Source organism: Tenacibaculum profundicola (genome assembly GCF_057220795.1).
Genome location: NZ_CM170137.1, coordinates 3,919,808 through 3,935,049 on the forward strand (window position 1 = coordinate 3,919,808; position 15,242 = coordinate 3,935,049).

The 15,242-nt window shown below is 30.8% G+C and carries 12 protein-coding genes; 5 read left to right on the forward strand and 7 right to left on the reverse strand.

The genetic code is table 11. The features are described from left to right. The first annotated feature begins 1 nt into the window (after nt 1). Nucleotides 2-4,570 carry a TonB-dependent receptor plug domain-containing protein gene (locus AC2TDS_RS16010; protein WP_484736586.1) on the forward strand — a complete coding sequence of 1,523 codons (4,569 nt, stop codon included), beginning with the start codon at nt 2-4 and terminating at the stop codon, nt 4,568-4,570. Nucleotides 4,571-5,050: 480 nt separating this feature from the next. Further along, nucleotides 5,051-5,434, forward strand: coding sequence for an RDD family protein (locus AC2TDS_RS16015; RefSeq protein ID WP_484736587.1), 384 nt, complete (start codon nt 5,051-5,053; stop codon nt 5,432-5,434). A 224-nt stretch (nt 5,435-5,658) separates the two neighbouring features. Here AC2TDS_RS16015 and AC2TDS_RS16020 read toward each other — a convergent pair whose 3' ends face one another. The 7 genes from AC2TDS_RS16020 to AC2TDS_RS16050 all read right to left on the reverse strand — a co-directional run bounded on the left by AC2TDS_RS16020 (nt 5,659) and on the right by AC2TDS_RS16050 (nt 12,117). Continuing rightward, nucleotides 5,659-6,156: a hypothetical protein gene (locus AC2TDS_RS16020; protein WP_484736588.1), complete on the reverse strand. Its 498-nt coding sequence runs from the start codon at nt 6,154-6,156 to the stop codon at nt 5,659-5,661. Next, nucleotides 6,156-6,632, reverse strand: a complete 477-nt coding sequence (locus AC2TDS_RS16025) for a metal-independent carbonic anhydrase family protein (protein WP_484736589.1) — start codon at nt 6,630-6,632, stop codon at nt 6,156-6,158. The genes AC2TDS_RS16020 and AC2TDS_RS16025 overlap by 1 nt, the downstream gene beginning before the upstream one ends. Further along, nucleotides 6,629-7,297: a GTP cyclohydrolase I FolE gene (gene folE / locus AC2TDS_RS16030; protein ID WP_484738968.1), complete on the reverse strand. Its 669-nt coding sequence runs from the start codon at nt 7,295-7,297 to the stop codon at nt 6,629-6,631. The genes AC2TDS_RS16025 and folE overlap by 4 nt, the downstream gene beginning before the upstream one ends. Before the next feature lie 831 nt (nt 7,298-8,128). Beyond that, entirely contained in the window at nt 8,129-9,559 is a 1,431-nt protein-coding gene (locus AC2TDS_RS16035) for a DUF3526 domain-containing protein (RefSeq protein WP_484736590.1), read from the reverse strand. A 3-nt stretch (nt 9,560-9,562) separates the two neighbouring features. Continuing rightward, nucleotides 9,563-10,966 (reverse strand): DUF3526 domain-containing protein, encoded by a 1,404-nt coding sequence (locus AC2TDS_RS16040; protein WP_484736591.1) that lies wholly within the window; start codon nt 10,964-10,966, stop codon nt 9,563-9,565. A 2-nt stretch (nt 10,967-10,968) separates the two neighbouring features. After that, nucleotides 10,969-11,682 carry an ABC transporter ATP-binding protein gene (locus tag AC2TDS_RS16045; RefSeq protein ID WP_484736592.1) on the reverse strand — a complete coding sequence of 238 codons (714 nt, stop codon included), beginning with the start codon at nt 11,680-11,682 and terminating at the stop codon, nt 10,969-10,971. A 120-nt stretch (nt 11,683-11,802) separates the two neighbouring features. Further along, nucleotides 11,803-12,117, reverse strand: coding sequence for a hypothetical protein (locus AC2TDS_RS16050; protein WP_484736593.1), 315 nt, complete (start codon nt 12,115-12,117; stop codon nt 11,803-11,805). A gap of 632 nt (nt 12,118-12,749) precedes the next feature. Here AC2TDS_RS16050 and AC2TDS_RS16055 point away from each other — a divergent pair. From AC2TDS_RS16055 to AC2TDS_RS16065, 3 genes are all read left to right on the forward strand, one after another. Beyond that, nucleotides 12,750-13,004 (forward strand): FUSC family protein, encoded by a 255-nt coding sequence (locus AC2TDS_RS16055; RefSeq protein ID WP_484736594.1) that lies wholly within the window; start codon nt 12,750-12,752, stop codon nt 13,002-13,004. 5 nt (nt 13,005-13,009) lie between these two features. Further along, nucleotides 13,010-13,729 carry a DUF3667 domain-containing protein gene (locus AC2TDS_RS16060; RefSeq protein ID WP_484736595.1) on the forward strand — a complete coding sequence of 240 codons (720 nt, stop codon included), beginning with the start codon at nt 13,010-13,012 and terminating at the stop codon, nt 13,727-13,729. Between the two features lie 573 nt (nt 13,730-14,302). Then, complete coding sequence (locus AC2TDS_RS16065) at nt 14,303-15,115, forward strand: hypothetical protein (protein ID WP_484736596.1); 813 nt, start codon at nt 14,303-14,305, stop codon at nt 15,113-15,115. Nucleotides 15,116-15,242 lie beyond the last annotated feature (127 nt).

The window sequence follows — 15,242 nt, forward strand, 5'->3', positions numbered from 1 at the left end:
TATGAGAGAATTAAAAGACAATCATTTGAAATTAGTATTTATAGTGTTTCTAACAGTTTTTGTATCTATAAAGTTACATGCTCAAGCGGCAAATGATACCTTAGAAAAAATCTATACCCAGACAGACAGACCATTTTATTTTCCTGGAGAAACCATTTGGTTCAAATCTTATATTGTAAATGCAAATAACACTATTTCGACATTAAGTGATATTGTGCATGCTGAATTAATTTCTCCCCAAGGTAGTACTGTAAAGACCATAAAATTAGCTATTAATCAAGGTTGTGCTTATGGTGATTTTACCATAGATAAAGATTGGGTTGGCGGTGTTTATAAAATAAAAATGTTTACAAATTGGATGCGTAATTATGGTGACGAAGCTTCTTTTACAAAGAAAATTACAATTCAAAAGATTGTAAAACCTAATGTGTTATTATCCTTGAAATATGAAAAAGAGGGCTATGGGAAATTGTCTTTGGTCACTGCCAACTTTAAAGTAAAAAATTTAAAAAACAAGCCTATTAGTGGTACTGAGATTTCTTACGAAGTTTCAATTAAAGGAGAAATTGTGATAACTAAAAAAGGTAAAACTGATGCAGAAGGAAACGCTGATTTAAAGTTTCAACTTCCTAACAATTTAACTACACGTGATGTAGTGCTTAATGTATTAATATCACATAAAGGTACAACCGAATCTATTTCTAGAAGTGTTCCTGTGGTTTTGGATACTATAGATCTGCAGTTTTTTCCAGAAAGCGGAAAACTATTAGAAGGAGTAGAAAACCGAGTTGCCTTTAAAGCTATTGATGAATTCGGTAAACCAGTCGATGTTCAAGGTGAAATTATAGATGAAAGCGGAAGATTAATTACCTCTTTTAGTAGTTTTCATGATGGTATGGGGAGTTTTAATTTAGATCCTGTTTCCCGTAAAAAATATTATGCCACAATAAAAATTCCTTTTCATTCAGAGAAAAAAATATTACTGCCAAAGACACATGAAGAAGGTGTGGTTTTTAGCGTAGAAGTGGATAGTTTATCTGCAAAAATCAAGTGGTATTCTTCAATTCATAAACCACTGTATTTGGAAGTTTTGAATGCTCAAAAAACAGTGTTAAAACAAAGTATCGATACAAATCAAAATACGATCAATATAGATACCAGAAAATTCCCTATTGGTTTAACAAAATTTAGAATAACAACTCTAAATCGAATACCATTGGCTGAAAGATTAGTCTTTATAAATGCTCACAAACAGCTTGTTATTGATGTAAAACTGGATAAAGAAATTTATCAAACCCGCGAAAAAGTAAAGGTAACCATAACTACAAAAGATAAAGATAATAATCCTGTTCCTTCCAACTTATCCGTAGCGGTTGCAGACAATAAATTGTTGTCATTTGCAGATGACAAACAAGATCATATTCTATCTTATTTGTTATTGTCATCTGAACTCAAAGGTAAAATACACGAACCTAATTTTTATTTCAACCCTGAAGAAAAAAAATCGTATGAAGCACTAGATTATGTAATGCTTACACACGGTTGGAGAGATTATCTTTTAAAATACATCTCAACCAAAGAAGCACAATACAAACCTGAGCAATTAGCAACTCAATCAGGTACAATTGTTGACAAAAAAGGGAATCCTGTAGAAGCAATAGTATTGCTATTTGACCAAAATGGAAATAGAGTATTGGTTTTTAAAAGTGATAAAAATGGTAATTTCTCTTTTAAGTTTGACAAGGCTAAAAGTCTTACTTTAATTGCATATGCTGAGGATGGAAGAAAAATTAAAATTATTAAAAGAGCTAGGATTAATGGATTTATTAATAATAGTGCGACAAATAAATATCGAAATCAAAGATTAACAAACAATACGCCTTCTAAATTTAATAATCCTACACAGCAAAGTATTAAAAAGAAAGCAAGAGCTTCTGTTTCATTATCTGATAATGGTACAAATTTAGAGGAAGTTGTTGTTATTGCATATGGCAGTATGGCTAAAAGAAAATTAGTTGGTACTTCAGTTGCAATAATTAAATCACAAAAAATTGTTGGTAATGAGTCAGTTAATCAACTATTACTAGGTAGGGTGGCGGGAGTAAAAGTTGTTAAAAGTAATTCGATTTATGGTAATGGAGAAAATATTTCAATCAGGGGGTCAAGTTCAATATCAGGGAACAACCAACCTTTGATAATTGTTGATGGCGTACCTTATGACCGAAGAATACTTTCCAATTTAAATACTAACGAAGTAGATGAAGTTACTGTTTTGAAAAATGCGGCAGCCACGACATTATATGGTAGTGCAGCCTCTTATGGTGTTATCATCATTACTACAAAAAATCAAAGTTTCTACAACAATTGGGGTAAAAAGAAATTGAACAATGCAAAGTATAATAATTATGCTATGGAGACATTTTACAGTTATAATCCTACTAACCTGTATTATGCAAAACAGTTTTATTTGCCGAAGTATGAAGGTAAGGAGTTGCCCGAAGAGCGCAGTGATTTTAGACAAACCATTTATTGGAATCCCATAGTGCAAACGGATGAGAATGGAAAAGTAGTGTTAGATTTTTACAATTCTGATGCCATTACCTCTTTTCAAATTATTGCTGAAGGAATAGGATATAATGGTTTGATAGGCCGACAAAAAAAGGAATATGCAACAAAAAAACTATTGAATGTTGATTTTAAGTCGCCAAATTATATGGTGCTAAATGATACAATCACCTTACCAGTTACCGTTAGCAATGAAACTAATCAGAGTATTAACTCTAGGTTACATATAGTACTCCCGGAAGAACTGAAATTACAGGAGCCTTACAGTAAAGAACTTTTTGTAAAAGCCAATAGTTCCATTGTTCAGAACATAAAAGTAGTACCTATTAAGAAAGCGGAAAAGATAGTAATTAGACTTGGTTTAACGTCTACTACATTAAATGATTTTGTAGAAAGAGAAGCTACTGTTTTAAGTCCTTATTTTCCCATAGAGGTTTCAGTATCCGGATCAAAATCACAGTCGCATGAATTTTCAATAGACCATCCTGTTAAAGGAAGTATTAAAGCAGGTTTTACGATATATACGGATATAATTGGAGATGTTATGGATGGGATAGAAGGAATGATAAGACAGCCATACGGTTGTTTTGAGCAAACGTCATCAGCTACTTACCCTAATATTATGGTTTTAAAATACCTTAAAGAAACTAATAGAAGTAATCCTGAGATTGAAAAAAGAGCATTGAATTTCATTAAAGAAGGGTATAAAAGATTGATTGGTTTTGAAACAAAAAAAGGAGGTTTTGAATGGTTTGGGCACATACCTCCTCACGAAACTCTAACAGCTTATGGGCTTTTGGAGTTTACTGAGATGAAGGACGTATATAATGGTGTTGATCAAAAAATGATTGACAGAACTATGGATTGGTTATTGAGTAGACGAAATGGAAAAGGTGGCTTTCATAGAAGTACTAAGGGGTATGATAGTTTTGCCAGTTCACCGAATGATGTAGCCAATGCTTATATTGTATATGCTATCAGTGAATCAGGAATACATGTAGATATTGAAAAAGAGTACAAACATTCCTTTAAGGATGCTTTAATGAGTAATGATACCTATAAAATGGCTCTTATGGCTTGTGCTAGTTTTAATTTTGGTAAAAAGGATAATGCTCAAAAACTAATGGGTAAAATAAAGGAAAATATTGAAGAGTATAGCTTTTCAAATTTACCTGTGAATAACACTATTACACGTTCCTATGGAGACTCAAAGAATATAGAAACCGTTGCTTTTACTTTATTAGCATTAATTAAAGACAACAACTCTGATGAATTTTTAGTATCACAAGGCGTTGAATATTTAGTAGGTAAGCGAAAACATAATAGGTTTGGTGCTACGCAAGCTACATCAATGGCTCTTAAAGCGCTCATTGAATACACAAAAATTCAGAAAACTAAATTATTAGCTAAAGGTACTTCTATAGAGTTAACAATTAATGGTAAGAATTTGAATAAAGAATTAAGTATTTCTGAAAATGGAAAAATCTTACTAGAAAATTTAGAATCATACATAACCGAAGGTAACCAACGCTTAGCGGTCAAATTTTCTAATCCTGAAATTACGTTCCCGTATTCATTAAATATTACCTATGATAGTTTTTTACCAGAGTCTTCTTCAAAGTCTCTTTTAGGGTTAGAAACATTAATAATTGATAAAGCCTATAAAGTTGGTGACAATGTTAGTATGACGGTTAATGTAAGCAATAAAAAGAATGAAAATTTAGGAATGGTTACTTCTGTAATAGGAATCCCATCAGGCACGACTCCACAACCTTGGCAACTAAAAGAACTTGTTGAGCAAAACAGGATTGCTTTCTATGAAATACTAGATAACTATGTAGTCTTTTATTGGAGGTCTTTCAAGCCTCAAGAAGTCAAGACTATACGCTTAGATTTAAAGGCAGATATTTCTGGGAGTTATCAGGCTCCAGCTAGCACAACTTATTTGTATTACGGAGATGAGTTTAAAACTTGGGTTTCTGGAGTTAACGTAGAGATTAGATGATAATTATACTCGTTTAAATCCAAGATTTTTATCAATTCTTGTTGATCTTTCACCCTATTTAACCTTGGTTCAAAAACACTTTTTACAAAATAGGTAATGGCATTTATGTTTTTAAATTACTGTAAAAGAAAATGATTGTTTTATCTTTTTAAAAATTAAGCATAGTCTTAGTTTAAGGTTTCTTTTTCTAATGAAGAAGAAGAAAGGAAAAAGGGTGTTTTATTAGGGTGATTTTAAATTTTAAATGGAATAAGTGGATGATTTACAATAGTCAGAAAAAAATATTTTTTATAAAGTAATAGTTTCCCATATCTTTGTTTTACTAAGTACTTGTACTTGGTTTAGCCAATAATATGTTTCGAGTATTGTTTAAAATTTGCAACTATATACTTAATAAATGTATAGTTATTTATTAGGGTTGTTACGACATCATAAATGTAACTTCAGGCGAGGTTTTTAAATACACTGTAAAATAAAGCTATGAGTGAAATCAATAAAGGAATTAGAATTATAAATTTTATAGTTGATATTATAGTCGTCAGTATCATATCTCACATTATTAACACTCTGTTTTTTTTGATTTTTTTAAATGTTGGTTTTTACACTGTTTATTATTCTGTTTACTTAACCTACTATTTTATATTAGAATCTTATAAAGGTCAGACAATTGGAAAACTAATTACACGAACGACAGTTGTTGATATAAATAATTTAAAACCGAGTATAGGAAGAATAGCTCTTCGAACTATTTTGAGGTTAAATCCCTTTGACGGGTTTTCTTATTTATTTGGACAAGAACAGGGAGGGCATGACCTTATATCAAAAACTAGATTACGATTTAAAAGATCAGATAAAACTAAGTGAATCCTATTTTAAAAAAGCTTCTAAAATATTGAATGCTATACTATTTCGGACGTTAATTCACCGATCAGAGCTTTTTTGTTTAAAAAACCAATTCTAGGTAAAAACAAACATGAATGTTAGTAAATGATTGATTTATATTACCTAAGAATTGGTTAAACCCAACTGTGTAAACTTAATTTTTCTTAAAAGAGAATAAACGTTTTTTGACGTTATTCTCTACTATTTTAATTTAAGCAATGCTTCTCGAGACAGGTTAAACTCGAATAGATATCTTTAAAGGTGTTTTCAGGTCTGTTGTAAATGACACCTCTTATTTTTATAGAACGGTTTTGTAGATTAGCTAATTGAAGCTGTAATTCTTTTATTTTATGGTTAAGGAAATAGGAGATGATTGAATCCTGATTATTCGTTGCTAACCACATTATTTCGGAATGCCTCTTTTGCTTAGATATTTCTCTATACACTCCTTTTAAGCCTCTAATGTCAGAGAACATTTGTCCTCCCAGTGCATCTAAAATAATTTTGTTATCATTGGAAAGGACAAAATAGATGTTCTTGATATTATGGTCTATAATTAATTCTTTTAAGCACCCTACTGTTTTCATATCAGACACAAATGAATTACCAAGAGAGGTATAAAAATAGTTTTCACACTCGAAAGCGCGATTAACAGTTACTTCTAAACAGTCTGTTGGGCATAAAAGAAAAAGAGCCTTACGCATTATACCACAGCATTTGGATTGGTAAACGGAAATGAAGAATGATGCAAGTCAATTTTTAATTTTCCGTCCATTAATTTGTAACCAAAAGTGTATTCTACTTTAGCGTCGTTACCTTCTACATCGGTAAAAAAGTAATTTCCCATGGCAATAGCACGATTTTCCTCTAAAATTATCCCTGCATTTTCAAATCGAACTTTTGTCCAAGGTTGTATGGCAAAACCTTTGTCTTCTGCACAAGCTCTATCTTCACCTGCTATAAAATAAGACAACGCCTCTAGTTTGGTAGGTCTAAATTGTTCTATTTCACATTTGGTTGGTTTAAATAAAACCGTGCCAGCTTCAAAAGAATAGAGTCTGTCTAGAAATTCGTTAGCAAACTCTTCACATTCAGGTCTGTTGTTTTTTAGAGACCCGATTTTTACCACGCCTTCTCCCCACGTGTTTTGTGCATTTACTACTTGTTCTTTTGTGATCATTTTTCTAATTTTTGATTATTAATTATGTTTATAAATTCACCTCGAATTTGTTCATCATTAAAGCACCCTCCATATTCTATTGTGGTAGTAAAACTATTTTTATCTTTTATTCCTCTTGAAGAAACACACAAATGTTTAGCAGAAATCATTACAATGACATCTTCTGTGTCTAATGTATTTTGTAAGTCTTTAAAAATTTGTAATGATAATCTTTCCTGCACTTGAGGACGATGAGAATAATAATCTACCAAGCGATTTATTTTTGAAAGCCCAATTACTTTATGTTTAGGGATATAAGCGATATGAGCGTGCCCTGTTATAGGTAAAAAATGATGCTCGCAAGCAGAGTCAATATTGATATTCTGTTCAACTAGCATTTTCTGGTACCCATACTTGTTTTCGAAGGTTGAGAGTTTAGGTTTATGCTTTGGGTTTAAACCATAAAATAATTCTTTCACATACATTTTAGCAAAACGATAAGGGGTGCCAGATAAACTATCATCGGTTATATCAAGACCAAGCTCTTCCATTATTTTTCCAAAATGATGTTGAATAGTTTTGATTTTTTCATCATCAGATTTTTTAAAAGCATCCGGAACTAGTGGCGTTTCTATGTCAGTAGAGATATGGTTATCTCCTATAAAATCTATGTGTTCTTTATTCATAATTGATGCATGATTTATCGGTGTTGCATTGATCATAATTTTGATGTATGATTATGTGTGCTATAGCTGATGCAAATATGAAGTATACAGGTAATAAAACCCACTTTAATGCCTCGTTTGCTATAGCCAAAGAAAGTAATGGAATTACAATACACGGTAGCATACATAATACACTAATTAATGTTCTAAAAGTATCAGGTTTGTTAAAAATCAACGTCATTATTTACTTTTATTAATGCAACTGAGTTGCAAATATAGATATTTTAATTTTATTGCAACTCAGTTGTAATAATTTTCTGCTATGAGAAGTATATGAAGAGGATCTTTTGTTGAGGGATAATACCGTCTGATGTTAATTTGCCGAGGATAATTGTTTATGGTAAATGCCGAGTCATAGATAAGATATAAGCATGACTGAAAGGAAATGGTTATGTAACTTTACCTAAGAATCGGTATAATTGCATGAACCTAAAAAAAGGGCTAAATGAATTTTTATAGGAGAGAGAATGAAATCCCCAAATTTAAAGCTTTATAATACTACTATTTAATGAGACTTATACCATTTGCCATTTTCTTTGACATTAAATTCAAACAATAACTGGTATTAGATATACTTGAATACGATGTAGTTTTGCATTCATTTATGGAAGTAAACATTTGTAAATCGTATAATATATTTGTGTAGTTGTTTTCAGTGTGTTAATTATTGTAAAGAAGCTTGCTTAGCTACAACTATACCCATTCTAATTAAGAGGTAGCAGTTTCATAAATATTAATTCAAGGGAAATATGAAACTGGCTACGACTCATTATTCAATGGTTCTTATATTTTTTAGCTTACAAATTTTTGTACAGATCTATCTTTTAATTTTTTACCTGTAAATAAAAAGAATATCGCTCCACTGATCAAAACAATCACGGACATACTTAACCAAACATCGTTTTCAATTCTATTTTTATATATGAATTTTGGCAGCTCTTTATAGTTTTTAACCGTAAACTTTTGTTGCTTAAATAACATGGGTACTAAGTAGTTTCGCCATTGATCAGAAAATTCAAATACTTGCTTTTTATAATCGTTATAATGTTTTTCAGAGGTACCTGCAATCTTGTTCAATGATTGTTGCATTAGTATTGCAGGTGATAAAAACTCAAAGATGGTAACTAATTCTTGTTGTTTTTTCAATTGTAAGTCATATTCTGCCAATAAAGGCTTGGTTTTTTCTTCCATCACTTTTTGAGACGCAAAGTAATTATGCCAAAAGCCATACTTTTCTTTGTCGTTTTCGTGTGCTAACTCAGGATGATTTCGCAAATACGCACTCATAATTTCGTTTTGTTTTTCTTCATTTTCTTTTTTGATCAAACGAATTTCATTAATCATTTTTAAACGTGATGGCGTTGGGTATAAAGAATTCCCAATTTGATTAATGGTAGCAGGTAGTACCAATACGATAAGTAACCAAAGACCAATTAACGTTAAGGCATTTTTTGAAGAGTTGTTAATTTTTATGTTTACAATACACACTAGTACAAACCAAAACAAACTATAGCCAGCAATTAAAAAAAACAGGCTTATCAAATTACGGGTAGCCATAAAAGCATCTGAAGAAAAAACGGTAATACTAATGAGTAATGTAAGTACAGTAATTACTGTGAAAATAAGATAACGAATAGTCATTTTTTGCAAAAACCAAGCAATTACAGAAATAGGGTGTGCACTCAATAATCGTAAGGTTCCTAATTCTTTTTCTTTAGATAAAACATTAAAAGTAAAGGCAATAATAAGTAAGGGAAGAATGTAGATAATAGCAAAAGCTAAATCGAAAGTCCCGAACAATAATTGTACAGGATTTACCATTTCGGAATAATCTAAAGCAAAGTTATTTCCATAAACAGTTGGGCTTTTAAAATGCGTATACATATCGCTTTGTCCAGTAGCTAAAAACGATAAAGGTTCAGGTTGCATTATTGCCAAACGAGGATGACGATAACCTATGGTCATGGGTTCAGATGGTAATTGCCAATATGGAATATTTACTTTTTCACCTTCTTTAATTTTGGTGAGGTTCACTAACATTGTGCTGTCTTTTTTATGCAATTCTTCTTGCATTTTAGCGATGTCATGAAGCCTTTTTTCTACATTTTTCCTTCCGTTGAAAGTAGCAAATGCAAATAATAAACCAATACTGATAAGCAAAACCAACAGCCAATTGCTTCTTACTAGTAATTTTATTTCGTATATTAAATTGTTAGAAAACATATCTTATGTTCTTTTTGAAGAGATTATTAAAGTTACAAACGGAATTACTAACCAAAGCATTAAAACCACTACGTTTTGCATGTTCTCTTTTAGTATTTCTGAAAGAGTAGGAGGAGTAAAATTAAATTTGGGTAGATTTTTAAATTTTTCTGCACTCATTTTGTAACCGCGTTCACCAAATTTTGAATTATCTTTAATATCATAATTTAAAAACTGCTGCTTTTTAATACGATACTTTTCGGCAGATTTGGTAAACTTCCAGTGCAAGTTATCACTTGTATTGGCAATATCCATTGATAAAAATCGAACAGGAATAAATGGCGATAAAAACGATAATTTTTTATAGGTATCATTTTGTTTGGTAGCTATTTCATTTAAAATAGTATAGTGTTTTTTATAAATATTTGCCTCATGTTCTTCGCCTTTTTGCATTCGATAACCTGCATAGTTAAATGGTAATTGACGAATATTGTCTACTCCGTATTCCTGTAAGGTTGCTAATTCTAATTGTTTAGCGGCTTTATTCCAGGGGTTATGACCATCTAATCCATTTTTCTTGTCTTTGGCAATCCGTGCGTTAAATTCTGATTTAGATGGGTAAGGATGGCTTTCGTTTGCAAAATTTGTGGCGATTTTAGGCGTAATAAAACTAAATAAAATCCAAATTACTAAACTACTTACCAATGAGATTCCAGAAGATTTACACCACATAGAAATCAATACTGTAATGGTTGTAATGATTAAGTAATACAGTACATACAAAATGAAAAGTGTAAGTAAGCTACTCCAGCTAAAAAATGCCAAATTTTCTAAACTTGATAGTACAATGCCGATAATTAAAAAGATAATTAAAACTAAAATTTTAATAGGAATAAAGATAGCTAACCACTTTCCTAAAGCCAATTTTACGGGATGCACACCTTGACTTTTTAGCAGTATAAATGTTTGGTGTTCTACTTCTTTGGTGTATGAATTATACCCCATTAAAATAATGATTAGCGGAAATAGATAAATCAGTACAAAGTTGATAGAAAGGGTACCGAAACGCGCTAAACTGGTTTGATCACTCGCTTCACTAAACGAGGCTTCATTTCTGTTATGGGCTTCTAAAAAAATAGAATTTCCTGTGTATTTGGTAACACCATAATCAAATAATGATAAGGCAAATTGGGGTTTGAAAGCATACGTTCCGTAGTGTGCTGCCGAATGTGGGTTTTTCGCACCTTGTGTTTCCCAAACGGTACGTTCTTTGGAAACCGACTCTATATATTGCCGATTGTTTTTTTGATATTGATTTATGCTTGTAATGGCAGCAATTACCAATAAAAGCATAGAAATACCCACCGTTATTTTAAAACGACCGTCTCTCGTTAGCTCTTTCAGTTCTTTAAAAATTATGTTTATCATAATTAACTTACATTTTTAAAGTTCATAATATCAAGGTAAATGGTTTCTAACTCTTTTAATGAAAGTTCGGAAGAGTTTGAGTAGTTTTCCATTACGCCCGAACGCATAATGCCTATGTGTGTACTTACTTCTTTCGCTCTAAATAAATCGTGCGTTGTCATGAGTATTGCTACTCCATCATTTTTCATTTTGCTAAGTAATGTGATAAACTCGTTACTCGATTTTGGGTCTAATCCAGAGGTAGGCTCATCTAACAATAAAATTTTAGACTCTTTTGCAATGGCTAAAGCAATTCCAACCTTTTGGCGCATACCTTTTGAAAAGGTGTTTACATGTCTTTTGTGTGCTTCTTCTTCTAGGCCTGCTTCCGATAAATACAAGCCCAATTCTTTCGGATCGAATTTTTTTCCTGAGAGCTTGGTGAAATAATCTAAATTTTCAATCGCACTCAATGTCGGATATAACATCAAATTTTCAGGAATATAGGTTAAAAAACTCTTTGTTTTAATGGGGTTTTTAACAACATCTAGTTTGTTTATTTCTGCAATTCCTGAGGTTGGTTGAATAAAGTTCAATAACATATTTATGGTAGTTGACTTTCCTGCACCATTTGCTCCTAGTAAACATAATACTTCTCCTTCTTTTACAGTAAAAGACAGGTTGTTTACCGCTGTAAAATCACCATATTTTTTGGTGATGTTTTTCGTTGTTATCATAGTATAGTTGATGGTTTACAAATTAATAATAGACATCCATTGTAAAAATGCTATGTATATTAATGCCATCAAAAGGGTCAAGTTTCGATAGCTGTATTTTAAAAAATGAGATTGTAGTTTTTATCCAATTGGAGGGGGCCTGCAAAAAAGAACACTGTCTATTTGGTTTGGTTCAAATTGATAAGGGTACGTATAAAACAACTGTTCTTTAGAATAAAGATGAAGTGCTAACTCAACAAAAGTAGATTCATTCGTTACAAAAGAAATTTTGTTGGCCGTAATAACATATTCACAAAGTTCACAATCAGTATCCTGATTGTTTTCATAATGAGTAAATGTATGTAAACCAATAGTTTTTATACTGATAAAAAATATCAAGTAGCATACAGCAATATGTTTTTTAGTACTTTCCAAATAGAAATCTTCTGAAGTCAAATTTAAATATATTCCTTAATTTCACAATAGTTTTAGGGTAAAATTATCGATTACCGATCAACTCCTTGATGTTTTTCAGGTATATTAAGTGTTTTTGAACTGTTTGCTTTTGTCTTTTTAATCATATTCACCATTCTGCCTTATAGTATAGTGTCAACATCTGTTAACCGTTAAATAGAAAGCCTTGGTTCGTTTCAATACTTGCGTATTTGTAAGATGTATTCAGGATTTACCGTTGGATGTAAAACTTTTGGAGATGCTCAAGTAAATAAATAGTACAATTCTTTTTTTTAATTGTTTTAAGCGAAGAGCAAACAATCCTTTTCAGTTTCCAACAGCAAATCATATTCGAATAGGGTATAGGTACTGCGTTGCTGGTTCAGATATTATTTACTTTAGATTAGGAAGATAAAACCGTTGATATAATTACGATTGTGAGACAATAGGGTTTTAAGTAATTAAACAAAACTTTTTAAGGTTTGATCTTAAATCGTATTATACTTAAAACTAGATATACCGCCAACCTTAAAAATACTTTTAATCTCAGTCCTGTTTTTTATATATTTGAAAGGTAAATATACGCAATTGCACATATATACTAGTTAGCTGCTATTAGAACAAACAAAATTTGAATGAATAAAAAACAATTAAATAAATTAACTGACGAGGAGTTATTAAAGGAATCTAAAAAAATAAAATCGACCCAGATTATTGATGCAACTTTAATTGGAATTTTGATAGGTATTTTTATTTACAGTATTACAGCTGGTAACTTTAGTTACTTTTTTGGAATAATTCTTTTGTATGCGATTTATAAATTGGTAAACAAGGACAAATACAAAAAATCAGAAATTGAGAATCTTCTTAAAGAACGAAACTTAAAATAAGAATTGTGAGTCTTTGTAAGCACTGTAATACTGAATTAAATGGAGATTTTTGTTCAAACTGTGGATTTCCTAGAAAACTGAAAAGGATTGACAGAGAATATCTTTTTAATGAAATCAGTAGTGTTATCAATTTTGATAAAGGAATCTTTTATACAATTAAGGAACTACTTTTAAGACCAGGTAGTGCTGTTAAGGCGTTCATTCTTGAGGATAGAAAAAGGCTAGTCAAACCAATACTTTTTTTAATTGTATGCTCAGTAGTATACACAATAGCTCAACAGTTTTTGAATTTTGAGGACGGCTATATCAACATGCGTTTTGATGACTGGAATGATAGAGTCATTGGAAAACTGTTTAATTGGATTTCAAAAAATTATGGTTATGCCAATATTTTAATGGCTGTTTTCATAACTATGTGGATTAAAATATTTTTTAGAAAGTACGAATACAATTACTATGAAATTTTCATTCTACTATGTTTCACAATGGGGATTTCAATGTTAATATTTTCATTATTTGGTATTATAGAAGCGGTAAGTAATTATCCTGTTTTACAATATGGTGCGAACATTGCCATAATATATACTGCTTGGACAATCGGACAGTTTTTTAATGGTAAGAAAAAATTGAATTATTTAAAAGGTATTTTGAGTTACTTTTTAGGTATGATAACTTTTATGATAGTGATTGTATTATTAGGAATTATTGTAGAAAAAATAGTATGACAAATAACAGCAGCCAATAACTAAGCATATGGCGTTCCAATAGGCTAACTTTATATGATTGTAGGGCACATAAGGAATTAAACATATAATTAAACTTACCACAAACACCTTAATCAAGGTGTGTTTTTATGTCATAGATTTAAGTAAACGAATTATAAAGTAAGAGTTGGTACCCGGATACCTAAATAACAGGAAAGTTTTTAATGTAATTGTGTTATGTAAAATAACTTAGATGTTAAAATGTTTGCTTTTAGGGTTTTATGGTGTGTTTACGAGGTTGTTTTTTGTATATTTGGTAAAACAAGTAATACAAAAAATATAGAGATGGCTATCAGGTTCTACTCTATGAAAATATTAAATACAGCTATGAGAATACTTTATTTTTTTTTGATACTTCTAGTTTGTTCTGCTATTTATTCTCAAAACCCAAAAGGTATCGTAAGTGATTATACCAAGTTAACTTCTAGATATTTGTTGAACAAAAGCGAAAGAACGGAAAGTGTATATTCAAACCAGAACATGACTTCAAATAGCTCTAGAAGCAATTCTAATGGGCAGCTAACTATGTTTCAAATGAATTCAAAAGAAACTAATAAGTTAGATAGGGCATCAGGATCTCTTCCAAAAATCACGAAGTATGATATTATAAACGAAATACAAAGAAGGAGAATAGTTGCCGAAAATTTTCATAAAAGAAATAATAAACGTGTTAAACAGATTGATAGTTTATATAATCAAATACCTGATGTAAACTTTAAAAAAATTATTAATGGTCTTTTTCAAGCTCATCTTTTTGTTAGAAAAAAATATTCTTTTTCAAGAGATCAAGAACTTGTTACCGAGGTGCCTTGCTTAATAAAAGTGGAGGAGAATAGAGTAATTCAAATATATCCATATGGTAAAAAAGGTTTTGCACTTGATTATCCCAAAAAACAAGCCGTAAACTCCTACTTATCCAACGGAATCGTTCAATATAATGATTTTAAAACTGGAGAGGTATTAACTGTAGTTCTTTTAGATCCTTTTCTTTTAGATAAACCTAAACAGTTTAAAGTTAGTGAAACTGGATTTGGATTTATAAAACTTTATACAACTAAAAAGAAGAATAACGGAAAAGTAGTTTGGATACAAGAAATTGATCCAAAAGGAAATATCAACAGGGAAATATCACAACAATTAGTTTATGCTAAAAATAAAATTGATGCCTCAAAGATGAATATAAAACCCGTTGCTATTAATACGGAGTTCGATCTATACTATTTTGGAAAACCAGTTACAACAACATATGGTATTTTGCCTCTGTTTCTAAAAACCTCTGAATCTGACATAAAGCCAATGAAAAATAATGAAATGAGATTAGTAAGAATAATGATATATCGTGACTAAATAACGTTTAGTGGTAACTAAGCATATGGCGTCCCAATAGGCTAACCCTATATGCCCTGTTGACTGATCATTTGATAATAAGGGGGTAAACGATAAGTTTGTGCTGTTTTTGTATATTTGGTAAAAC